General features: G+C 60.1%; 16 protein-coding genes. 7 read left to right on the top strand and 9 right to left on the bottom strand.

What is annotated here, in order from left to right; genetic code table 11:
- The first annotated feature begins 57 nt into the window (after nt 1-57).
- The gene (locus AAGS40_RS26395) at nt 58-417 is read left to right on the top strand and encodes a GNAT family N-acetyltransferase (protein ID WP_345817462.1); all 360 of its coding nucleotides are present in this window, start codon (nt 58-60) and stop codon (nt 415-417) included.
- A gap of 319 nt (nt 418-736) precedes the next feature.
- On the opposite strand, the gene AAGS40_RS26390 is transcribed toward AAGS40_RS26395, so the two are convergent.
- Entirely contained in the window at nt 737-1,312 is a 576-nt protein-coding gene (locus tag AAGS40_RS26390; protein WP_345817461.1) for a TetR/AcrR family transcriptional regulator, read from the bottom strand.
- Between the two features lie 203 nt (nt 1,313-1,515).
- Between AAGS40_RS26390 and AAGS40_RS26385 the strand changes: the two genes are divergently transcribed.
- Nucleotides 1,516-2,217: a glutathione S-transferase C-terminal domain-containing protein gene (locus tag AAGS40_RS26385; protein WP_345817460.1), complete on the top strand. Its 702-nt coding sequence runs from the start codon at nt 1,516-1,518 to the stop codon at nt 2,215-2,217.
- Between the two features lie 489 nt (nt 2,218-2,706).
- On the opposite strand, the gene AAGS40_RS26380 is transcribed toward AAGS40_RS26385, so the two are convergent.
- From AAGS40_RS26380 to AAGS40_RS26365, 4 genes are all read right to left on the bottom strand, one after another.
- Nucleotides 2,707-3,114, bottom strand: a complete 408-nt coding sequence (locus tag AAGS40_RS26380; RefSeq protein ID WP_345817459.1) for a carboxymuconolactone decarboxylase family protein — start codon at nt 3,112-3,114, stop codon at nt 2,707-2,709.
- 8 nt (nt 3,115-3,122) lie between these two features.
- Entirely contained in the window at nt 3,123-3,533 is a 411-nt protein-coding gene (locus AAGS40_RS26375) for a MerR family transcriptional regulator (RefSeq protein ID WP_345817458.1), read from the bottom strand.
- A gap of 162 nt (nt 3,534-3,695) precedes the next feature.
- Nucleotides 3,696-5,120, bottom strand: coding sequence for a chemotaxis protein CheW (locus tag AAGS40_RS26370; protein ID WP_345817457.1), 1,425 nt, complete (start codon nt 5,118-5,120; stop codon nt 3,696-3,698).
- Nucleotides 5,121-5,131: 11 nt separating this feature from the next.
- Nucleotides 5,132-6,934: a PAS domain-containing methyl-accepting chemotaxis protein gene (locus tag AAGS40_RS26365; RefSeq protein ID WP_345817456.1), complete on the bottom strand. Its 1,803-nt coding sequence runs from the start codon at nt 6,932-6,934 to the stop codon at nt 5,132-5,134.
- Nucleotides 6,935-7,106: 172 nt separating this feature from the next.
- Here AAGS40_RS26365 and AAGS40_RS26360 point away from each other — a divergent pair, with 172 nt between their 5' ends.
- Nucleotides 7,107-7,616 carry a GAF domain-containing protein gene (locus tag AAGS40_RS26360; protein ID WP_345817455.1) on the top strand — a complete coding sequence of 170 codons (510 nt, stop codon included), beginning with the start codon at nt 7,107-7,109 and terminating at the stop codon, nt 7,614-7,616.
- A gap of 176 nt (nt 7,617-7,792) precedes the next feature.
- Here AAGS40_RS26360 and AAGS40_RS26355 read toward each other — a convergent pair whose 3' ends face one another.
- Nucleotides 7,793-8,920 (bottom strand): GAF domain-containing protein, encoded by a 1,128-nt coding sequence (locus AAGS40_RS26355; RefSeq protein WP_345817454.1) that lies wholly within the window; start codon nt 8,918-8,920, stop codon nt 7,793-7,795.
- Between the two features lie 356 nt (nt 8,921-9,276).
- On the opposite strand from AAGS40_RS26355, the gene AAGS40_RS26350 reads away from it, so the two are divergent.
- On the top strand, nt 9,277-10,614 hold the full coding sequence (locus AAGS40_RS26350; protein ID WP_345817453.1) for an EAL domain-containing protein: 1,338 nt from the start codon (nt 9,277-9,279) through the stop codon (nt 10,612-10,614).
- Nucleotides 10,615-10,798: 184 nt separating this feature from the next.
- Nucleotides 10,799-12,166: a sensor domain-containing diguanylate cyclase gene (locus AAGS40_RS26345; protein WP_345817452.1), complete on the top strand. Its 1,368-nt coding sequence runs from the start codon at nt 10,799-10,801 to the stop codon at nt 12,164-12,166.
- A gap of 163 nt (nt 12,167-12,329) precedes the next feature.
- Here AAGS40_RS26345 and AAGS40_RS26340 read toward each other — a convergent pair whose 3' ends face one another.
- Nucleotides 12,330-13,613: an MFS transporter gene (locus tag AAGS40_RS26340; protein ID WP_345817599.1), complete on the bottom strand. Its 1,284-nt coding sequence runs from the start codon at nt 13,611-13,613 to the stop codon at nt 12,330-12,332.
- Nucleotides 13,614-13,731: 118 nt separating this feature from the next.
- Nucleotides 13,732-16,413 (bottom strand): aconitate hydratase AcnA, encoded by a 2,682-nt coding sequence (gene acnA / locus AAGS40_RS26335; RefSeq protein ID WP_345817451.1) that lies wholly within the window; start codon nt 16,411-16,413, stop codon nt 13,732-13,734.
- 177 nt (nt 16,414-16,590) lie between these two features.
- Here acnA and AAGS40_RS26330 point away from each other — a divergent pair, with 177 nt between their 5' ends.
- Complete coding sequence (locus AAGS40_RS26330; RefSeq protein ID WP_345817450.1) at nt 16,591-17,493, top strand: LysR family transcriptional regulator; 903 nt, start codon at nt 16,591-16,593, stop codon at nt 17,491-17,493.
- A 220-nt stretch (nt 17,494-17,713) separates the two neighbouring features.
- Here AAGS40_RS26330 and AAGS40_RS26325 read toward each other — a convergent pair whose 3' ends face one another.
- A complete protein-coding gene (locus AAGS40_RS26325) occupies nt 17,714-18,001 on the bottom strand; it encodes a DUF4148 domain-containing protein (RefSeq protein WP_345817449.1) in 288 nt (95 codons plus the stop codon).
- 295 nt (nt 18,002-18,296) lie between these two features.
- Here AAGS40_RS26325 and AAGS40_RS26320 point away from each other — a divergent pair, with 295 nt between their 5' ends.
- The gene (locus AAGS40_RS26320; protein WP_345817448.1) at nt 18,297-21,533 is read left to right on the top strand and encodes an efflux RND transporter permease subunit; all 3,237 of its coding nucleotides are present in this window, start codon (nt 18,297-18,299) and stop codon (nt 21,531-21,533) included.
- Nucleotides 21,534-21,550: the final 17 nt, after the last annotated feature.

The following is a 21,550-nucleotide window of genomic DNA, read 5'->3' as shown; positions in this document are numbered from 1 at the left end:
AAACGATCAAGGCGCCTACGGCGCCTTTTTTTATTTTTCCACCGTGAAGAGCCGAAGATGACAGAGCCGATAAGCTATCGACGCGCAAGTATCGACGACATTTTGACCGTCTGCGAACTGGGGCAAATCTTGAATGCGGTCCACCACCAGGCACGTCCTGACATCTACGCAAATGCCACCTCGGAGTTCGCTCGAGACAAGCCGCACTGGCTCTCCAGCTTTCAGGGAGACGATCGAGCCATGTTTATCGCCGAGCTTGACAGCACGCCGGTCGGTTTTATCACCGTCCATGTAGTGCGCCCGACGAGTCCGCTGTTGCAACCGTTCACCGTTGGCCGCATTGGCTCAGTCGCTGTGCTCGAACGAGCGCGGGAACGTGGTATCGGAAGCAAGCTGATGAAACTTGCGGAAGAGTGAGCGCGCGAAAACGGTGCCAGCGACCTGAGACTCACAGTCTGGGCGTTCAATGAACAGGCCGTCGAGTTGTACCAGGGGCTTGGCTACGAGCTTCGTGCATATGAGATGGGAAAGCAACTTCCAATTCCCGGAGATATGCCCGTCGAATGAAGCGATGCGCGGTCACGAGCGGTCGTCCGCGTCGCTGCCAGAACCGGCGACAATCCAATTTGTGTTGGCCATTCAAGACGCCAAGGGCGCTACCCGATCGCTCCTTGGGCTTTGAAGAACTTGGATGACGCAATGACAGGTCCTGCCTGTCTCCACGGAGACAGACACCCTAACCCGGAATAAGGCCGGTCTTACGGAAGTTCCGGACGAGCGAATCATAAATGGTGATGTCGGAACGGCTTCGCGCCATAAGCTGAGCGCCGGCAATAGCCGCATAGATGGCGCGAGCCCGTTCTTCACTCTCTTCTTCTGTCACCACACCGGCTGCAATGAGCACGCTCGCCAGCCAACTGATGTTGACATCGGCGAACGTCTGAACTTCCTTCTTGACTGTGTCTGGCAGGTCGTCGTACTCGGCAGCCATGAAACTGCACAAGCACATACGATTGTCATTCTGAAGCGCCGTCCGGAAGGTATCTGGATACTCGCGCAGGCATACGAGCGGGTCGTTCGACGCGGCCAATCGCGCGGCAAGCATCGCGGAGAACTGCTCCCAATAGCGTTTCGCCACCTCGGCGCCCAGCTCGGCCTTGGAGGGAAAGTGATGATAAACGCTGGCCGCTTTGATGCCGACTTCCGCCGCGATGTCACGAAAATTTAGCCCGCCGTACCCGTGGGCCCCCGCGACCCGGGTCGCCACAGCGAGGATGTGTTCCCTCGAATTCGAGCTACCGTCATTCTTCACGACAAAATCCTTCAGTTCAAAAAATCGGTTGACAGGTCGAATTCTATCTCATAAAGTACAACCTACCAAGCGACAGGTAGATGCACTTGGCCGAAGCGCCACACCAACGCAAGTTGGTTTTTTTAATCGCTGCGAGACTACCATGTGGCAGGTAGATAACTGCGGCAGCAAAGACTCTTTTTCGAATCTTTAGGAGCCGCACCATGTCTTCGAAACTTCAACTCTTTACTTCGCCCTCGGCCTTCCCCAACCCGCAACGCCTGCGGCTGTTCATGTATGAAAAAGGCATTGCCGCGCATTTTGACGAGACCATCTACGACATGACGCCGGTCGGCGAACAGCGTGGCTGGCGTCACCTCAAAATGAATCCGTGGGGCGAAACGCCGACGCTTCAGCTTGCTGACGGCAGCTTTATTTCAGAGACCGCTGCCGTTGTTCGATACCTCGACCAAAGCTATCCGGGTCGCAAGATCATGGGCGAGACGCCGCTCGAGCAGGGCTTGGACAACATGTGGGACAACCGCATCTGGGTACACATCCTGTACCGGATCGTCACCGCCTTCCATGTGTTGCACACGGGGCTCGGATTCAAGCTCGAACTGACGAAGAACGAGGCATGGGGCGAGCATTGCCGCAAGGAAGCATTGGCCCACGCCGCGCTGGTCAACAAGCATCTGTCAGACGGCCGCGAATGGCTGCTCGGTGGCGAAGAACCGACCTTCGCAGACATTACGCTGGCAACCGCGATAGCGTTTTCGAAGTTCCCAGTGAACGCTACTCCGCTCGATGAGCGTTTCGAATTTCTCGATGCCTACTGGAAGCGCTGGCAACAACGCCCGAGCTTCAAGGCCGCCTACGCCGACCGCCAAAGTGGCATTCCGGAGCTTGATAACGCTACGGTGTAAGCGCCGGAGAACAGTTGCAACGTTCACGTGGGCGAGCCTTGGACAGCCTGACGCATACGGACTGCTCGTGACTAAAGGCGTTACTCGGAGATCTTTGACCGCGTTCGCGCCGGCGGTCTCGACCCGGCGCCACGCGCGCCGTCGCAGAGACCGCCGACCGGATGCGCACGACCGGCGCGGATAACATGTGCCGCCGCGCGGACCCCGGCAGTCTGCGCGGCGTGCGTGGCAACGCGCTCGTTTTTTAAGCAACGCGGCTGCGTCGCGGCATGCTGGTCGCGCACGAGCGGCAAGCGGTCGCCGACTGCCGCGCGCAACCCGTCATGCCCGGACTTCGACGCGACGCTCGAAGTGACCGTCCTGCTGTCGTCGTCGCACAAACGCGTACGCCGCTTGCATGAGTCAGCAAGCGGCCCACGAGCGGACCATCACCCCAATGCGCAGTTCGTCGACCATCAACCGCGCGCAAATCCGCCGCTGTGCCGCGTTCTAATCCATACCCTTCGCGACAAACACTTCATGTGCGGCGAACAAGGCATTCAGTGCTGCCGGAAAGCCCGCATACAGTGCCATCTGTATGAACACTTCAACGATCTCGTCGCGCGTGCAGCCGACGTTCAGCGCGGCCTCGATATGGATTTTCAGTTGCGGTTGAGCGTTGCCAAGCGCAGCCAGAGCCGCAATCGTCGCGATCTCACGGGCGCGTAGATCGAGTTGGGGCCGACTATAAATGTCACCGAAGCCAAATTCGATCAGCATGCGGCCAAAGTCGGGAGCGATTGGCGCGAGCGCCGCGACTACCTTCTCGCCGACTTCCCCGTCGATCTGCCTCAACTGCTGCCAGCCTTGCGCGTATCGGTCGTGGTGTGCGTGCGTTGTGTTGACCTGGGTATCCATGACGAGTCCTATTCCTGTTGATGTGGTGGGAAACTGTCGTCATGTCGTGTTGCGTTCGTTGATGCGGTCTCGTACCAGGCGATCTTGTCGACGATTGCCGCAAGATTGGCCTGCAGTTCAGCAATCCGTGCGAGAACCACGTCCCGATGTTCAGTGAGCATCTCGCGCCGGGAACCGTACGTCGAGTCGCCCTGCGCGCGTAGTGCAGAGAACGCTTTTATTGAGGCGATGGGCACTCCTGTCGCTTTCAGGCGCAGGACGAATTGCAGCCAGTCCAGATCGGCTGCTGAATACAGCCGATGTCCGGCAGTGGTTCGCCCTACTGCACGCAGCAGGCCCTCCTGCTCGTAGTAGCGCAGCGTGTGCGCGGACACACCTAAGGCTGCCGCCACCTGACCGATCGTTAGCGATTTCGACATGACGGTTCCAAGGTTAGGACTTCGAGTGCACTCTAAGTCAAGGACAACGTCGTGTCAGCTTTCGTTCAGCCGCTCGGCACGCGGCACCTCGCTCAGGTCGAGCAGATGAAACTCGGATGGCCAATGTCTACCTGGCGTCGCACGTCCGCTTGCATGCCTCGACTAGCCGAAGCGGGTTGCCACAGTCTGCGAAAGATCAACGAGCCGGTAGCTGCGTCGCTGCGGCTGCCCCATCGTGAGGATTTCGCGCCCCTCGCCAGTGGCGTGGTCGGTGATGCGTGAGACTTCCGTCGCCTCGCCCGGCCCCGACATGGTGATGACGGCATCAATAGCAAACGCCAACGCATGGCCGTCGACATTCACAATCAGCGCCTGCTTCCAGCAAGCGCTGCCCTCGCAGCCGGGCACTGAGCGCATGCTGACAAGTTCTATCATCGAGCCTCGCCAGTCGATAAGACCGATGCTTTCCTCGTCGCAGCGGCCCGCCACCCTGACCGGCGGCCTCGCGAGGATTTCCGAGATCTGGTCGGTTCTGACCGCCAGATGCTGGTCCGCTACGCAAAAAACGATGAACGATGTCGACGCAGGCACGTGCGAGACATCGACAGACAATCTGCCGCGCTCGGCCGGCGTCTGGCGCGGCAGGCGAATCAGGGCTTCACTCCTCGCAAGCGCCTCGCAATCGATGACGAGCGCAGTCTGCTCTTTTTCCGTCGCAATGGCTCCTCTAAAAAGATGTGCGCGAACAAAGGCGGCCCGCGGCACCGGCTTGAAGTCGCCAGGTCCGGCAACAAGCAGCTCGGACAGCTCGTCTACGGAGAAGGCAGCCAACGTTTCCGCATGCTCGAAGACAAGCATGTATTTGCCGTCAGTCGCGCCTGAGTCGTCCAAACCGAGGACGCTGGGCAGATCCATGACGGCGAGATCGCTGCCGGCCCACTGGGCCACACCGAGGAACGTCTGGCTGCCAGGCGTCGGTTGCTGCAAAGGCGGCATCGGGACGACAGCTTTAACGCTCAACGCGTCCACACATAGCAGATGGTCAGCGCACCGCACGATCGCAAACTGGCCGGCTTGCCGCGCCTCGCCCTCGTCCGCTGTGAAGACGCGCCCGGCGCTTTGCCCAACACCCATGCGGGGACCACGCGCCAGGGCGGCCATGCCCTCGGTCGCCGCGTACAGTCGCCGCACATCTGCAATACCAATCAGAGAAGTGCCTTCGCCGGGCAGTAGCCGAGGGAATATGCCGCCTTTCGGGCTCGAGCCTGATTCCAGCTCAATGATGGTGTCGCCGTCGACGCTCTCCGTATTGCCAATCGCATCGACCTCAACGCCGAAAAGCGCGTCGGCTTCGCGCAGCACGACCACGTGCCTGGCACAATCCGATCTTTTCTCTTCCGGATGGAGCAAGCCGAAGGTGTCGAGTGTTGCGATCGCCTCGCCTCGCAGCAGGAAGTAGCCCCTCATTGCACGGGGTTGGGCAGGTACGCTGCTGTATGCAGAAGGTGCTTCAACGGCCTCGACGATGCGATCCGCAGCAAGGGCGATCCATGTCGCACCGACCCGCACGAGGCCGTACACGGACATTGACGCCTGCGTCATTGCTGTTGCCGGTTGAGCGCCGCAACGGTCGAACTGGATCGGGTCGCTGCTTCGCCGCCGGTGACGAGTGTCAGCTCCCGCAAAAGGTCAGAGACGGTACGGGTGGCGACGGCCTGGTCTTCGGTCACCTGGTGAATGCCGGCGATGGTTTCCGTAGTGCGGTCCACCCCTGCGCGGATGCGCTCGAAGCCTTCTGCTGCTCGCCGCGATGTGTCGCTGCCCGTCTTCACCCTCTGTACCGATTCGTCGATGAGCCGGCCGATTTCGTTGGTCGCCTGAGAGCAACGTTCCGCCAACCTGCGAACCTCGCTTGCCACGACCGAGAAACCAAGCCCGTGCTCACCGGCGCGCGCCGCCTCGATAGCAGCGTTGAAAGCAAGCATATTGGTCTGGGCCGCGATCTCGCTGATCACCTTGACGACCTCGCTGATACCGGCCGACGAGCGCTCGATCGCCTCGATTGCCGACATCGACTCGGCCAGCGTCCGCTCGCCAGTGTCGGCCTCGGTCTGCGTTTGCGTCGCAACGTTAGTCGCCTCACGGGTGCTCTGCGCGATGCCCTGAATCGACTGCGACAGCTCGTCGATCTTTTCACTCATGGCGATCAGATTGTCCTGCATCCGCCGCTCACGCTCCACCTGGCCCGTGATGTCGCTCGCGTATTTGACGATCTTGTATGGACGGCCTGATTCGTCGAAAACGGGATTATAGGTCGCCTGCAACCACACCCGGTACCCGTGCTTCGAGACACGCACATACCGGCCGGCGTTGTAGTCGCCACGGCTGAGGCGAGCCCAGAAGTCACGGTAAGCGGCGGTTGTGACATCTTCCTGCTCGCAGAAAATCCGATGATGCTTGCCGACGATCTCACGAAGGGTGTAACCCATCGCGTCCAGGAAATTCTGGTTCGCTGCGAGGACGTTGCCTTCGAGATCGAACTCGATCACGGCGTTGGCGCGGTCGATTGCCGCAAGGCGTCCGTTGCTCTCCGCCACGCCGCGTTTGAATTCGGTAATGTCAGAGGCGAACTTGACGATTTTGATAAGTTTGCCGTCCGAACTGTAGATCGGGTTATAGGTGGCCTGGATCCACACTTCGCGGTTGTGCTTTGCGAACCGTTTGTACTGACCGGCGTCGTACTCGCCTTTTCCGAGCTTCTCCCAGAAAGCGCGGTAATCGTCGGTCGCAATGTATGACGGATCGCAGAACATACGATGATGTTGCCCTTGAACGTCTTCCTTGCTATAGCCCATGAGTTCAAGAAACCGGTCATTAGCGGCGAGCACGTGCCCGCGGAGGTCGAACTCCACGACTGCCTGCGCACGTTCGATTGCCCGAACCTTGCCGGCGTGATCATCTGCCAGCGTGCGGCCGGATGTGGTGTCGGTGGCCACCTTGACGATCTTTTTGACCTTGCCGTTCACGTCCAGAACGGGCGTATAGGAACCGCTAATCCAGATATCCTTTCCTGCTTTGCTGACCCGACGGAAATCTCCGCTAACCTCCCGGCCGGATCCGAGCAGACTCCAGAACTCGTGATATGCAGCGCTTTTGGCGTACGTCGCATCACAGAACACCCGATGATGCGATCCGACGATTTCTTCTGCCCGATATCCGACGAGCGTCAGGAAGTTGGCGTTCGCAGACAGCAGCACGCCTTCCGGAGTGAATTCTGCAACCGCTCGTTCTCGCTCTGTGGTTGCCCATAACGATCGCAGTTCTTCGAGCGGTCTTTGAAAAGTATTGGAAGCAACCGGTTCGTCGTTTTTGATAGCCGAAGTTTTGATGTCTGCGTCCATGAATCTGCCTCTACCGTCGGCGCCGGTTATTCGGCGCTCATCACCGTATATTGACGGCGCGCCACTCACCTAACTTGAGTCAAATCGCACAAAACATTACCAGGCTCAAGTGCCGCCGGTTTATGCCGACATTACATCGACCAAGACTTTTCCCCGCATCAGCACAACAGAAATGGCCGAATACCCCGTCCTTTACAACGAAGAAGAGCGTCTGCAGGCCGTCGAACAATGTGGCCTGCTCGACACACCCGACGAACCCCGGTTTGACCGTCTCACCCGGCTGGCGGCCTATCTGACGAATGCGCCTATTGCGCTCATATCGCTCGTGGCAACGGAACGGCAATGGTTCAAATCGCGGCACGGGTTCGCAACGAGAGAGACAGCGCGGGACATCGCCTTCTGTAATTTTGCTCTGACCGAGTCGACGCTGTTCATCGTCGAAGATGCCACGCAAGACGATCGCTTTCGGAATAACCCGCTGGTGACGGGAAAAATGGGGATCCGCTTCTACGCAGGGAAAGCCATAACGGGGCTGGCGGGGCACCGTCTGGGCACACTGTGCGTGATCGATACGGTGGCTCGCGGGCTCGATCCCGTGCAGCGGCGTCTTTTCGAGGATCTGGCACTGTGCGCGTCGGACATTATTCGCGGTGCCGAGCTTGAACGGCAGAAAACCATCTGAATCCGTCAGCACTGCGGCCGGCTGCGGCCGGTGTCTACCGGACGCGTGGCCGGCGTTCACGATGACATAGACAGTCCGGCCATCATGCCGCTCGCGAGAACGGCATGTTCATCCGACTTTTCGCATTCGCGGGCCGGCGCGGCGCGTGAACTCGCGATGACCCGCCACTTTCCGCATCAGGCATCCCCTTCAGTAGTGCGGTCGATCGCCCCGGCTGTGGCCCATCTAAGCTGCCGCTCCCTGATGCGCAGGTTGATGCGGTCAGAGGCGAGGTGCGCCAGCGTAGTGAGCGCGTCGCGCTCAGAGCGCATCAACCTGCGAGGCGTGCGGTCAATGACGCACAGCGAGCCGAGTGCGTGGCCCTGAACGTCGCGAATGTTGGCGCCCGCGTAAAAACGGAAGTGCAGCTCGCCTGTCACGAGCGGATTGCCGGCGAAGCGCAGATCCGCTGTTGCGTCCTCGACGACGAACAGGTCGTCCTGCAAGATGGTGTAATTGCAGAATGCCCATGACCGGGGCGTCTCGACGGTTTCCAGGCCCCAATGCGATTTGAACCATTGCCTGTCCGGCGTGAGCAACGTGAGCAACGCAATGGGCGCCTCCAGCAGCGTCGCCGCGAGACGGGTGATGTCATCGAACGCTGTCTCCGCGGGCGTGTCGAGCAGGCCGGACGCAGCAACCGCCATCAACCTTTGTGACTCGTTACCTGCGGCTTCACCGTTAACCGGCGCCGCTGCCGGGTGCGCCGGTCCTCGGGCGGCGCCAAGCAAACGGCGAACCGTAGTCTGGACGGTGGCCGAAGAGGCACCGGCGGCAATCGCATGCACACGCTTTGCGGTGACGCGCCACTGCTCGAAGTCGGGGCTGACGTCGCCCGCCACGATCACGCGTGTATGTCCAAGAGAGGGATGATCGAGGATGGCTCTGACGAACCGCAGGCATTGATCGCTGCCGGGCTGGTATTCGACCAGGATGACGGGCGGCAGCAGATAGCCCGCCGTCAGCAGGGCCGCAAACGGGTCGACGCTTTCGCGCACGGTGCACTCGGGCATGAGTTCAAGCGGCTCGACATACCGGCGAAGCCTGTGCTGCGGCGCGTGAACGAGTATCAGCGAAGGCTCGTCGATTTTTTCGGTTGCCAGTCGCGCCTTGAGATCGATGATCGCGCTGCGGCGCACGCGTCGGTGACCGCCCGGCGTTTTCCATGAGTCGAGCGAATGCTGCTCGATCCATGTCTGAGCCGTGCGGACCGAGACGCCCAGCAACTCGGCCGCTTCCCGGGTGGTAATGATGGGGTCGTCCATGGTGTTCCTGTTTTTAGGTTCGCAGCATACGTCATCCGAGGGTATACGGCAGGAGCGACAGAAAAATATAGCAAAATCGGCAAATCAGGTTAAAATCATGTCCTGTATCAGTCCTCGGCCTTACCCGTTCCCCGACGGGGAAGGATTTTCGAAGCCGGCCTTTGGCCGGCTTTCTTTTTGGGCGGCCCCTTTGATACGGGAGGACGCGGACGGTTTCTACGACGGCTTGACGAATGATCTTCGGGCACGCTTCAGATGGCCAGATCCGGTCAATCCACAAAATCGGCAAAATCAGAAAAACACCCTAAAGAAGTGCTCGCTTCTGCCGTAATGTGTTGAAGAGGTCCCGTCGGCGAGTGCTGGCAGCGGGCGACAGGATGCGAACTATAAAACGGAGGAGCCAACTCATGAATCGCGCCGGGCCAGGCCAGATGACAGACGCCAGCACAGCATGCGTGGCGCGTCAGCCCATCATCGACCGGGCGGGACGGATCGTTGCCTATGAACTGCTGTTCAGAAACGGCTACCGTCCGGTGGCGGATGTGAACGACGGCTTTGCCTGCACGGCGCACGTGATCGAGCGTGCGGTGGGAGCACTTGGCGTTGACAGCGCACTTGGAGGCCTCGACGGGTATCTGAACTGCACCGCCGACTTTCTGCATTCAGGCGTGCCGCAAATCCTGATGGGCGGTCGCTTCGTGCTCGAGGTTCTCGAGTCATGCGAACTGGACAACGCGCTGAAGGTACGATGCAACGCATTGCGTGCAGCGGGTTTCCGAGTCGCGCTCGATGATGTAGCCACGCTCAGCCCCGAGATTGAAGCATTTCTTCCGGCAGTCGATATCGTCAAGCTGGAGTGGCCGGTCATCGATGCGGCGACGGGGCCGACGCTAGTGCGCAACCTCAAACGCGCCGGCAAGGCGGTGGTTGCGGAGAAGGTGGATGACCGTGAGCAGTGGCAAAACGCAATGGACTGGGGCTGTGACATGGTGCAGGGCTTTTACTTCAGCAAGCCCCAGATCATGGAAACCCGTCGACTGGTGCCAGACCTCGGGCAACTGCTGGATCTGCTCAATCTGCTGATCGACGATGCCTGCGATCACCGCATTGTCCGCGCGCTCTCTGATATGCCGGTCCTTGTCACGCAAGTGCTGCGACTGGCGAACTGCTCAGGCAATGCCAATCCCAGGCGGACTGCAATTGTGTCATTGCATCATGCGCTTGCTGTCATTGGAACGACCCGCCTGTTCCAGTGGTGCAACCTGCTGCTCTACAACCACGCTGACCCAGGGTCAGTCTGTCGTGACCCGCTGATCGCGCTCGCGACACAGCGCGCGTCGCTGATGCTGAGGCTCACGGCAGGCGCACACCCGAAGCAGCCGGCGTTTGCCCAAAGCGCTTATCTGACCGGCATGCTGTCGCTGCTGCATGTGATCTATGGGCGGGAACAGGAGGATTTTGCCGAAGAGCTGCCGATCGGGGCAACGATGAAGGCTGCGCTCACTGACCGTCGCGGCGCGCTGGGAGAGTTGCTCAGCGCGGCCGAAGTGTTCGAGGGCAGGCAGCCCATGGTAAGCGGCACGCAGCAGCATGGCGAGCATGAACAAAGCCAGGCTCCTCACCATGTCAGTGCACAGCACGACAGCAGAACAGCAGCGAATCTCGATGCGACGGACAACGCAACGATGAACTGAAGTCGGAAAATTCGACTTATTCTTCAAGTCGCCCCGCCAGGAGCCGATATATGCAATATGCATCAGTACGGAAGCCGTACCCATGCTCCACTCCGGTCATAGCTAAAGCGCACGCTGCGATTGCGCCCTCCCTCTAATGCAAGCCACGCTTATCCATTTGCCGTCGACGCCTCGCCACCGACTCATGGCCGCGCTTGTCGCCGCGCTGGCGATCGCTGCGGCCCTGCTTGTCTGGCCGTACGCCAGGGCGCCTGGACCCGTCATCCCGCCGTTTCTCCCGGTGTTCGCAACGTGGGTGACGTTGACGGAGGGGCTGACAGCCCTGCTGCTATGGACCCAGTACGCCGTCTCCGGCCGGCTTCTGTTCGCGGCGCTCAGTGGCGCCTATGCGTTCACGAGTGTCATCGCCGCCGTACAGTTGCTTGTCTTTCCGGGCGTTTTTTCACCTGCAGGGCTGCTTGGCGCGGGTCCGCAGACAGCAATATGGATATGGGTGTTGTGGCACGGCGGCTTTCCCACGCTGGTGACTGCATCCCTGCTTGCCCGCACCGTGCCCGCCAGCCTGACTAACCGCGCCAGCGGACGGTTTGCGGCCGTTGGGGGCGTCGCCCTTGCCATTGCCTTATGCGCGATCGCCACAGCCGGACAGTCGCACCTGCCGCCCGTCGTCGCGCAATCCGGCTCGTATGCCCAGTTGTCGAGCAGCCCCGCAGGGATCATGGTCGAAGCGCTCTGCCTGATGGCGCTTGGACTCCATGTGTCGACAACCCGTCTGCGCTCGTTGATGGACCTGTGGCTCGCAGTGGCGCTTCTCGGTGCGCTCATCGACGTGACGCTCACCCTGTCGGCAGGCGCACGCTTCAGTGTAGGCTGGTATGCAGCGCGGCTGGCCTCGATGGTGTCGTCGAGCGCCGTCTTGGGCATGCTGATCTACGAGACGACGGGCCTCTACCGGCGACTGTCCGAGACGCACCGTACCCTCGTTGAAACGTCGGCACGCGACGGTCTCACCGGTGTTTTTAACCGCGCCTATTTCGACGACCGCTTCCCGCGCGATGTTTCGTTTGCGTCCGCGAGCAGCCAGCCGCTTTGTGTCCTGCTGATCGACGTGGATCACTTCAAGCAGTACAACGATACGTTCGGGCATCTTGCCGGCGACGACTGCCTGAGACAAATCACCTCCGCGCTCTCCAGCGCGTTGCGGCGGCAAAGCGACTTCGTCGCGCGCTATGGCGGCGAAGAATTCGTCGTGGTGCTACCCGCCTGCGACGCGGTGGCCGGATTGCGCGTGGCGCAGTCGCTGCGGGCGGCGGTCGAGCAACTCGGCATCCCGTGCGCATCTCCGGGCGGCTCACCCGTCACCGTCTCCATTGGCCTCGCCTGCACTTTCCCTGTTCGGCCCGAGTCGTCGCAGGCCTTGTTAAGACGCGCCGACGAAGCCTGTTACCGGGCCAAGTCGCGAGGCCGCAACAGGGTGGTCGACGCGGCAGAGGCCGCCGGGCTGGACGACGCCTCGAAGACTACCAGCGCTCGACAGAGCTTCGTGCACTAAGCGCTGAAGCGGTACTTGGCTAGCCGGATGTGTGCAAGGCGGTCGCCCGGGTACGGCATCGGCATCTGCGTGGATTGGGTCTCCCGGATTGATCGGCTTGCGCAGCCTTCGTGCAGGCGTGCAGGCGTGCAGGCGTGCAGGCCGATGACAGCGTGATTTGATGTCACTGGTTTGTCGATTCTGCTGCCTTCGTCAACGGCTGCTTTGTCCACAAGCGGTTCCCGTGCGTCTCGGGCATTCTGATATAGACGATCAGCGAGATCGCTGCCCAGACGGATACATACCAGTAAAAATAATGTTCGTGTCCAATTGCCTTGAGTCTTAGCGCGACGAATTCCGTCGTTCCACCGAGGATGGCGGTCGTCAGCGCATAGGGCAAGCCGACTGCTAGCGCACGGATACGCACCGGAAACATTTCCGCCTTCGCCAGCATGTGAACCGAAGTAAAGCCGCTCAGCATCACGAGTCCCGCAAACGCGAGCGTGAATGCGACCCATGGGTTATGGGTCACGCTTAATGCGTTGAACAGGGGCACGGAAAACAGCGTCGTCGAGAGTCCGAAACAGATCAACACCGGACGTCGACCGAAAACATCGGATGCATAGCCGAACAATGGCTGCAGGAACATGTAAAGCAGCAAGGCGCTGGTTGACGCGAGCGCGGATGTTTCCTTCGATAGTCCGACTGTGTTCACAAGGTACTTCTGCATATACACGGTGTAGGTATAGAACGCGACGGTGCCTCCGACCGTGATGCCGATCGCAAGTACAATCCGACGCCAGTGGACCAGCAGTTGCGTCGAAATCGGCGGCGCGGTCTCCTGCTGACTGGCACGAAAAGCATCCGATTCCACGACGTTCCTTCGCATGTACCACGCGAAGAGGGCTAGCGCTCCGCCGACGAAGAATGGAATCCGCCAGCCCCACGCATCAATCTGCGCGGACGACATTGCATGCTGCAGGACGAGCATGAGTGCGAGAGCGACCAGTTGTCCGGAGACAACGCTGACCTGTAGAAATCCCAGATAAAAACCGCGCCGGTTGGCTGGCGCAATTTCACTCAGATAGGTCGCGCTCGTGCCATATTCACCGCCCATGCTCAGACCTTGCAGCAGCCGGGCGACGATCAGGATGATCGGCGCAAATACACCGATCGCGCTATAGCCGGGCGTGAGTGCAATCATCAGCGAGCCGACGCACATCGCAGCGACCGAGCGCGTGAGCGCCGACTTGCGGCCGTGCTTGTCGGCCCACAGTCCGACGAGCCAGCTACCGAGCGGCCGGGCGACATAGCCGACGGCCGCAATAGCCGCGGTGTTCATCAATTGCACAGTGGGCTTGTCGCTCGGAAAAAACGATTTTGCAAAGTAGATCGAGAAGATGCTGTACGTCAGAAAGTCGTACCACTCAATCAGGTTCCCTCCCAGACCCGCCGCAATCGATCGCATCTGCGGCCGAGTCGCGCTCCTGGTAGCCTCGAGTGCATCGCGGCCAATACTGCTCTTGTGAGCGGGTGTCATATTGTCTCCAGCATGTATAAAGTTATTGTTGGATTGGCGCGGCGAGTCAGGACAGGTGTCGTTCAGTGCTTTGGGTTTGCCGGGCGAGCCGGTCACGCAGCACGTACGGCAAAATTCCACCATGCCGGAAATAGGTTTCTTCGATCGCCGAATCGATGCGCGCACGCAGGCGAACCGTTGCCGTTTTGCCGTTGCCTCGATGAATCACGAGATCAACCATCTGTCCTGCCCGGATCGCATTCAAGTCGCCGGGCAGATCGAACAGTTCCTCTCCAGTGAGACGAAGGCTTTGCGCACTGTCGCCGTCCTGGAATTCGAGTGGCAAAATCCCCATTCCCACCAGGTTGCTTCGATGGATACGCTCGAAACTGCGCGCAATCACTGCGCGAACGCCCAACAGACGTGGACCCTTCGCCGCCCAGTCGCGGCTTGAACCATTGCCGTATTCGTTCCCGGCGAACACAATCATCGGGACGTTGTCAGCCGCATATTTCGTCGCGGCCGCGAAGATGCTCATGCGTTCCCCGTCCGGCTGATGGGACGTCACGCTTCCTTCTTCACCCGCGACCATCAGATTGCGAAGGCGCACATTCGCAAAGCTGCTTCGCACCATCACACGGTCGTGAGCGCGCCGGGAAATGTAGCTATTGAAGTCGCGCGGCTCGACACCCAGCGAAATCAGGAATTTACCGGACTCGGATTCGGGCGGGATTGCACCGCCTGGATTAATGTGATCCGTCGTGACCGAATCGCCGAGGATCGCAAGCGCGCGCGCTCCGCGAATGTCTCCAAGCTGCGGAATTTCACGTGTTATGCCGTCGAAAAATGGCGGACGTTGCAGATACGTGGAATCTTCACTCCACGTGAAGAGGTCGCCTTGAGGCGCCGGCAGCGATTCCCATAAGTTTTGCTCTGCTGTCGTAGCGTAAAGATTGAGCACATTGTTTGCATCCTGCGCAAATGGCGTGACTTCGGCCATGTCCTCTGCGCTCGGCCACACGTCGCGCAGATAGACATCCTCGCCCTGCAATCCCTTCCCCAACGGCTCCGTGTCAGGATCGAAACCGGTTCTCCCCGCAATAGCAAACGCAACCACCAGCGGAGGGCTCATCAGGAAATTCGCCTTGATCGACTGGTGGATGCGTGCTTCGAAATTGCGGTTGCCCGAAAGCACTGCGGCCACGCTCAGGTTTCGGCTTTTGATCTGCTCGAGAACTTCCGGCGCAAGCGGCCCCGAATTGCCCATGCAGGTGGCGCATCCGTAGCCCACCGCGTTGAATCCGAGCGCGTTCAGATATGGCTCGAGACCCGCCGACTTGAGATACGCGCTAACGACCCGCGACCCCGGCGTGAATGACGTCTTCACATGCGTCGCAGTTCGCAGTCCTTTCTGCACCGCGTGTTTTGCCAACAGTCCCGCCGCGAGCATCAGGCGGGAATTGGACGTATTGGTGCAAGACGTGATTGCAGCGAGCACGATATCGCCGTGCTGCAGGCCGGTTGTGTCTTTATCGTCTTCGCTTTGAGAAGACGCAGCGTCAGGTAAAAGTGCCTGCACTGTTTTCTTCAGATTTGATAGCGGGATCCGGTCTTGTGGTCGCGACGGGCCTGCAACGCTCGGCACCACGGAGCCAAGATCAATACTGACCGTTTCGGTGTAGTGGATGTCGCCCCGAGCGGGAATGCCGTACATGTTTTGCGCTTCGAAATAAGCTTTGAGCGCAGCGAGCTCGACGTCGGTTCTGCCGACAGATTTCAGGTACTGCAAGGTGTTGTCGTCGACAGCGAAGAAGGCGACGGTCGCGCCAAATTCAGGCGCCATGTTGGCAATCGTCGATCGGTCGGGCGCAGCCAGACTTGCCGCTCCTGCTCCGAAAAACTCTACGAATTTGCCGACGACTTTTTTGGCGCGCAACGCTTCGACAACGGTAAGCACGATGTCGGTCGCAACAATGCCAGGAGCAGGCAATCCCGTCAGTTCTACGCCAATCACATCTGGCACGACGACGCAAACTGGCTGTCCGAGCATCGCCGCCTCGGCTTCGATACCTCCTACCCCCCAACCGAGCACGCCAATGCCGTTGATCATCGGCGTGTGACTGTCGGTTCCGACGAGCGTGTCGAAATATGTCAGGCCGTCCTTCTGATTCACGCCACGTGCAAGCCATTCCAGATTGACTTGATGGATGATGCCGGTACCCGGCGGAAAGATACGGAACGATTCGAACGCGTTGTCGGCCCATTTCAGGAACGAATATCGTTCGGCGTTACGTCGATACTCGACTTCCATATTCAGACGGAGTGCTTCTGACGAGCCTGCGTGTTCCACCGAGATCGAATGGTCGACGACCAGATCGACCGGCACCTGCGGTTCGATGGTCGAGGGGTCGATGCCAAGTCCCGCGGCAGCTTCGCGCATCGCAGCGAGGTCGGCCAGAAGCGGAACGCCGGAAGAGTCAGGTGCGACGATTCGGGAAACGACAAATGGCACTTCGCTGGTACGCTTCCCATGCGGCTTCCACCCCGCGACTTCACGAAGATGATGTTCGTGCACGGTCGTCCCGTCGAGATTCCGTAGCAACGACTCAAGAATGATACGAACAGAATGGGGAAGTCGCGAAATGGTGCCGAAGCCTGACTGTTCGAGCGCGGTGAGCGAAAAAAACTGGCTGTCGGGAAGTCCCGGAATGCGTAGGGGACGCAATGCGTCTTCAGGTTGAAAGCTCATGTATGTGCTCGTTAGATGGGTTCAGATTCTCGCCAACCCAGGACCACCATTGCGGCGCGTTGTCCGTCGATCTGTAACGGTGTGGTCGGCTGTTTCAAAAGACATGATCAGGCAGTGTAGGCAAGGACCTGGCTAGCGTCTAATATATTGAAATTGCACTCTCAATACATAATATGTATGGACCTACGGCATCTGAGGTATTTCGTCGTCGTGGCGGAGGAACTGCATTTCACAAAAGCAGCGCAGCGCATTGGTATTGCTCAGCCGCCGCTGACGTTCCAGATCAAGGCACTGGAGACTGAGCTGGGCGTGCAGCTATTCGACCGGCAACCGGGGCGAGTGACGTTGACCGAACCCGGCAAGGTTTATCTTGGAGAAGTGCGCGCCATCCTGGAGCACGTGCGGATGGCGGCGCTGCGCTGTCAACTCAGTGCACAGGGCGTAACCGGCCGGCTCAACATCGGGTTTACCGAGTCCGCGTCGTTTCGCGCAGAAGTGACGAATACGCTTCATCGATACCGAAGTCTCTTTCCGGGAGTCGACATTTCACTCGAGGAAAATCGCACGGGACCGCTTCTGGATTCGCTGCGGCAGGGACGTATTGACATTGCGTTCGTGCGTCCACCTACCGACAGTGATGAAGGAATCCGCTTCGTTCTGCTTTCGACGGAACCTATGGTCGTGGTCGTTCCGAAAGGTCATCGAATGGAAAGCCGCGCTGCTGTTTCGCTGGAAGAACTGCGCGAAGAGCTGTTCGTGCTCTATTCGCGTACTACCCGCTCTGGGCTTCCTGAGCTGGTCATTTCGGCATGCGAAGCGAGTGGCTTCAATCCGAAAGTGGTGCAATATGCCCCGCAAATCTCGTCGACGATCAATCTCGTTGCCGGCGGGCTCGGCATTTCGATTGTTCCGGCCTGCATGCGCAGCAGCCGTTCCGACGATGTTTGCTACATCCCGCTGAGTGGCGACGGTGCCAACCTGGTTGCGAGCCTGGGATTGGCGCATCGGGTCACGGGACTATCGCCGGCCGCGCAGAATCTATTAGATTTGATCGCGGGAGATGCGGAAACGCTGTCGTAGATAACGCGCCGGGACTCGACGGGTTGGCTGCCGGGTCACGAGCCTTTAGTATCATCAACCGACGAAGATATTGCCGAGCACTTAACGCTCATCACGCTCGTCGACAAGTGCACTTCCGTAAGCCACTTCCGGCCCACCGGTTACCCAGGCGGCAGCGCATCTGGACGCTGCCTTGGGACGCATCGTGACCGCGCCAAGAGAGCGCACTGGATCGCTAACATCACTCCGAAGCCGCCTCGGGACGGGATCCCGGCATACCGCGTGTTGCCACTACGTTCGTGCCGTCCGAGCCGTGCTGGATTGCATACAGTTCCCGATTCCGCTCGATAGTGGCCTCCGACGGCGGGTAGTCGTCTTTACGTGCCGGCACGAGCCCTTGCGCCTGCGCCTGCCTGAGTTGTGCGATGACTTCGGCGCGCGTGAGTCCTGCCGTGCTGGATTGAGCAAACGCGTTTGCGCCGAACGGCAGGCTGAGGGCGGCGACGGCGATGGCGGTAAGCAGTTTCATGATGTCTCTCCGAAAGTTGACGAACGGTGATTGGGCTGAATCACGCTTCCCATTCTCGTCATTTCACCTGTCGACGCACTGACCCGCCGATTACGGTTTTGTTATCTACCCATCCTCGTACCGATCTTCCCCTTCAAAGTTTCCACCCTCCTTCAGATAACAGAGTTGTAATCTTCTGGACCACAACCGGTAAGCGCCTGTCCATCACACTCCTGAACATTGAAGCGCATGTCGTGCGCCGTCCGTTGCATTGAAAAGGCGGACGCTTCTGTCTGCCTCTTCTCAGGAAACCGTCATGTGGATCGTCAAGCTCGCGCTGCGCCGGCCCTATACGTTCGTGGTCTTTGCCGTGCTGATCTTCATCGTCGGCCCATTGGCCATCCTGCGCACGCCTACCGATATCTTTCCGAACATCGACATTCCGGTCGTCAGCATCGTCTGGACGTATAACGGCTTCTCCGCGCAGGACATGGCGAACCGCATCACGTCGAATTACGAGCGCGCGCTGACTTCCGACGTCGACGACATCGAGCATATCGAGTCGCAATCGCTGAATGGCGTGTCGGTCGTGAAGATATTTTTTCATCCAGGTGCCGATATCAACCGCGCGATAGCCGAAGCCGCATCCAATTCCGCGTCAATTCTGCGTGTGCTCCCTCCGGGCACCTTGCCGCCGAACATCATTACGTACAACGCGTCGACGGTACCGATCCTGCAACTCGGTCTTTCAAGCAATACGTTGTCCGAGCAGCAGCTTTACGACCTCGGTAACAGCCAGGTCCGCACACAACTCGCGACCGTGCAAGGCGCTTCCGTACCGCTGCCATTCGGCGGAAAAGTGCGCCAGATCATGGTCGATATCGATCCGCGCGCGCTACAGGCGAAGGGCCTCGCGCCGCTCGACGTCGTCAATGCGGTCAATGCGCAGAATCTGATCCTGCCGGGCGGCACCGCGAAGATCGGCACGAAGGAATACAACGTGCAGATGAACGGCAGCACGGACACAGTCGCCGCGCTGAACGATTTGCCGATCAGGACTGTGGCCGGCGGCGTGATCTACGTACGCGACGTGGCACACGTGCGCGACGGTTACGCGCCACAAACCAACATCGTGCGTAGCAACGGCAAACGCGCTGCACTCCTGACCATCGAAAAATCCGGCAGCACGTCGACGCTGACCATCATTCAGCAGGTCAAGGCCATGCTGCCGCACATTGCCGCCGGCCTGCCGAGTGCGTTGCATATCACGGCACTCTCCGATCAGTCGGTGTTCGTCAAATCCGCTGTGGTCGGTGTCGCGCGCGAAGCGCTGATTGCAGCCTGCCTGACCGCGCTGATGATTCTGCTGTTTCTCGGCAGCTGGCGCGCCACGTTGATCATTGCGGTATCCATTCCGCTCGCGGTGCTGACGTCGCTGATTGCGCTTGGCGCATTGGGCCAGACCATCAACATCATGACACTCGGCGGCCTCGCGCTCGCCGTGGGCATTCTCGTCGACGACGCCACCGTCGCAATCGAAAACATCACGCATCACCTTGAGAATGGCGAGCCGCTTCATGACGCGATCCTGAATGGGTCGGGCGAGATCGCGGTTCCCACGTTCGTGTCGACCTTGTCGATCTGCATTGTGTTCGTACCGATGTTTCTGCTCTCGGGCGTGGCGCGCTATCTGTTCGTACCGCTCGCCGAAGCGGTGGTCTTTGCGATGATCGCCTCGTACTTCTTTTCGCGCACGCTCATTCCCACGCTCGCCATGTATCTGATGCGCTCGCGCAGCAGTGCACCAGCGACAGGCAATGGACCCATCGCCCGAGTCGTGCGTTTTCAGGCCGCATTCGAGCGTCGTTTCGAATTGCTGCGCGAGCGCTATCGCCATGTGCTGGGTGCGGCAGTCGCCACCCCTCGACGCTTCATCGCCCTATTCCTGCTGCTGTGTGTCGGCTCGCTCGCGCTGGTGCCGTTCGCGGGACGCGACTTTTTCCCCGCTGTCGATACTGGCGAGATTCGCCTGCATCTGCGCGCGCCGACCGGCACGCGGATCGAGGATACGGCGCGCATCACCGACCAGGTCGAAGCCGCCGTGCGCCATCTGATTCCAAAGCAGGAACTCGCGGCAGTGTTGGACAACATCGGCGTGCCCGTGAGCGGCATCAACCTGACTTACGATTCGTCGGACCCGATTGGCCCGGAAGATGCCGACGTGATGATCACGCTCGCGGCCCAACACAAGCCGACGGCGACCTATGTCGCGGCGCTGCGCACGACGCTTGCGAAGGCATTCCCCGGCGTGAGCTTCGCCTTTTTGCCCGCCGACATCGTCAGTCAGATTCTGAATTTCGGCCTGCCCGCGCCGATCGATATCCAGATCGTGGGCAACAAGCTCGACGCCAACCGCCTCGTGGCCAACAAACTGCTTGAAAAGTTGCGCGGTGTGCGCGGCCTCGTCGACGCGCGCATCCAGCAACCGGGCGACGCGCCTGCGATCAACGTGAATGTGGACCGCACGCGGGCGATCCAGGCCGGCCTTCAGCAACGCGAGGTGTCGCAGAATCTGCTGATCGCGTTATCGGGCAGTTCGCAAACTACACCAAACTTCTGGCTCGATCCGAAGAACGGTGTCAGCTATCCGCTCGTCGCGATGACCCCGCAGTACGACATCAACTCGCTGCAAGCGCTGGCGAATATCCCTGTCGCGTCGAGCGGCAGCGCAACGCCTGGCGCGATGAACGGCGACCGCCCGGCTCCGCAGAACCTGCTTGGCGCGCTTGGCACGCTGTCGCGCGTCAGCCAGCAGGCCGTGGTGTCGCACTACAATGTGCAGCCGGTGCTCGACATTTTCGCTTCGACGCAAGGACGCGATCTCGGCGGCGTGGCCGCGGACGTTGGCCGTATCGTCGACCAGGTCCGCCCGCAATTGCCTGCGGGCGCCTCGATCGTCGTGCGCGGGCAGGTGCAGGCCATGCACGACTCCTTCGCCGGCCTCGCGAGCGGCATGATCTTCGCTATCGTCCTCGTTTATCTGCTGATGGTCGTCAATTTCCAGTCCTGGCTCGACCCGATGATCATCATCAGCGGCTTGCCAGGCTCGCTCGCGGGTATCGCATGGATGCTGTTCAGTACCGGCACGCGGCTGAGCGTGCCCGCGCTGACGGGCACCATTCTATGCATCGGGATCGCCACGGCCAACAGCATTCTCGTGATCAACACCGCCCGTGAATTGCATCACGACGGCGAGCCGCCGCTACAGGCCGCGCTCGACGCCGGCTTCAGCCGCTTTCGCCCGGTGCTGATGACCGCCCTCGCCATGCTAATCGGCATGCTGCCGATGGCGCTCGGTCTCGGTGACGGCGGCGAGCAGAACGCGCCGCTCGGTCGCGCGGTGATCGGCGGTCTTGCGCTCGGCACCGTTTCCACGCTGCTGTTCGTACCGGTCGTCTACGGAACGGTGCACGCGTGGCTGGATGAACGCCGGGCCCGTCGGCAAAACCGCCAAGACAGTCAGGAAGCCAGCGTCGCCGACCGCACCTATTGATTTCGAAGAGAGCCTCC

It is taken from the genome of Paraburkholderia sp. PREW-6R, assembly GCF_039621805.1.
Classification (GTDB): Bacteria; Pseudomonadota; Gammaproteobacteria; order Burkholderiales; family Burkholderiaceae; genus Paraburkholderia.
The sequence above is the reverse complement of the archived record's forward strand: the minus strand, read 5'-3'. Positions and strand labels throughout refer to the sequence as shown.

Coding starts and splice junctions, on each gene's coding strand:
- AAGS40_RS26395 (WP_345817462.1), top strand. CDS start 58: ATGACAGAGCCGATAAGCTATCGACGCGCAAGTATCGACGACATTTTG.
- AAGS40_RS26385 (WP_345817460.1), top strand. CDS start 1,516: ATGTCTTCGAAACTTCAACTCTTTACTTCGCCCTCGGCCTTCCCCAAC.
- AAGS40_RS26380 (WP_345817459.1), bottom strand. CDS start 3,114: ATGGATACCCAGGTCAACACAACGCACGCACACCACGACCGATACGCG.
- AAGS40_RS26375 (WP_345817458.1), bottom strand. CDS start 3,533: ATGTCGAAATCGCTAACGATCGGTCAGGTGGCGGCAGCCTTAGGTGTG.
- AAGS40_RS26370 (WP_345817457.1), bottom strand. CDS start 5,120: ATGTCCGTGTACGGCCTCGTGCGGGTCGGTGCGACATGGATCGCCCTT.
- AAGS40_RS26365 (WP_345817456.1), bottom strand. CDS start 6,934: ATGGACGCAGACATCAAAACTTCGGCTATCAAAAACGACGAACCGGTT.
- AAGS40_RS26360 (WP_345817455.1), top strand. CDS start 7,107: ATGGCCGAATACCCCGTCCTTTACAACGAAGAAGAGCGTCTGCAGGCC.
- AAGS40_RS26355 (WP_345817454.1), bottom strand. CDS start 8,920: ATGGACGACCCCATCATTACCACCCGGGAAGCGGCCGAGTTGCTGGGC.
- AAGS40_RS26345 (WP_345817452.1), top strand. CDS start 10,799: ATGGCCGCGCTTGTCGCCGCGCTGGCGATCGCTGCGGCCCTGCTTGTC.
- AAGS40_RS26340 (WP_345817599.1), bottom strand. CDS start 13,613: ATGCGATCGATTGCGGCGGGTCTGGGAGGGAACCTGATTGAGTGGTAC.
- acnA (WP_345817451.1), bottom strand. CDS start 16,413: ATGAGCTTTCAACCTGAAGACGCATTGCGTCCCCTACGCATTCCGGGA.
- AAGS40_RS26330 (WP_345817450.1), top strand. CDS start 16,591: ATGGACCTACGGCATCTGAGGTATTTCGTCGTCGTGGCGGAGGAACTG.
- AAGS40_RS26325 (WP_345817449.1), bottom strand. CDS start 18,001: ATGAAACTGCTTACCGCCATCGCCGTCGCCGCCCTCAGCCTGCCGTTC.
- AAGS40_RS26320 (WP_345817448.1), top strand. CDS start 18,297: ATGTGGATCGTCAAGCTCGCGCTGCGCCGGCCCTATACGTTCGTGGTC.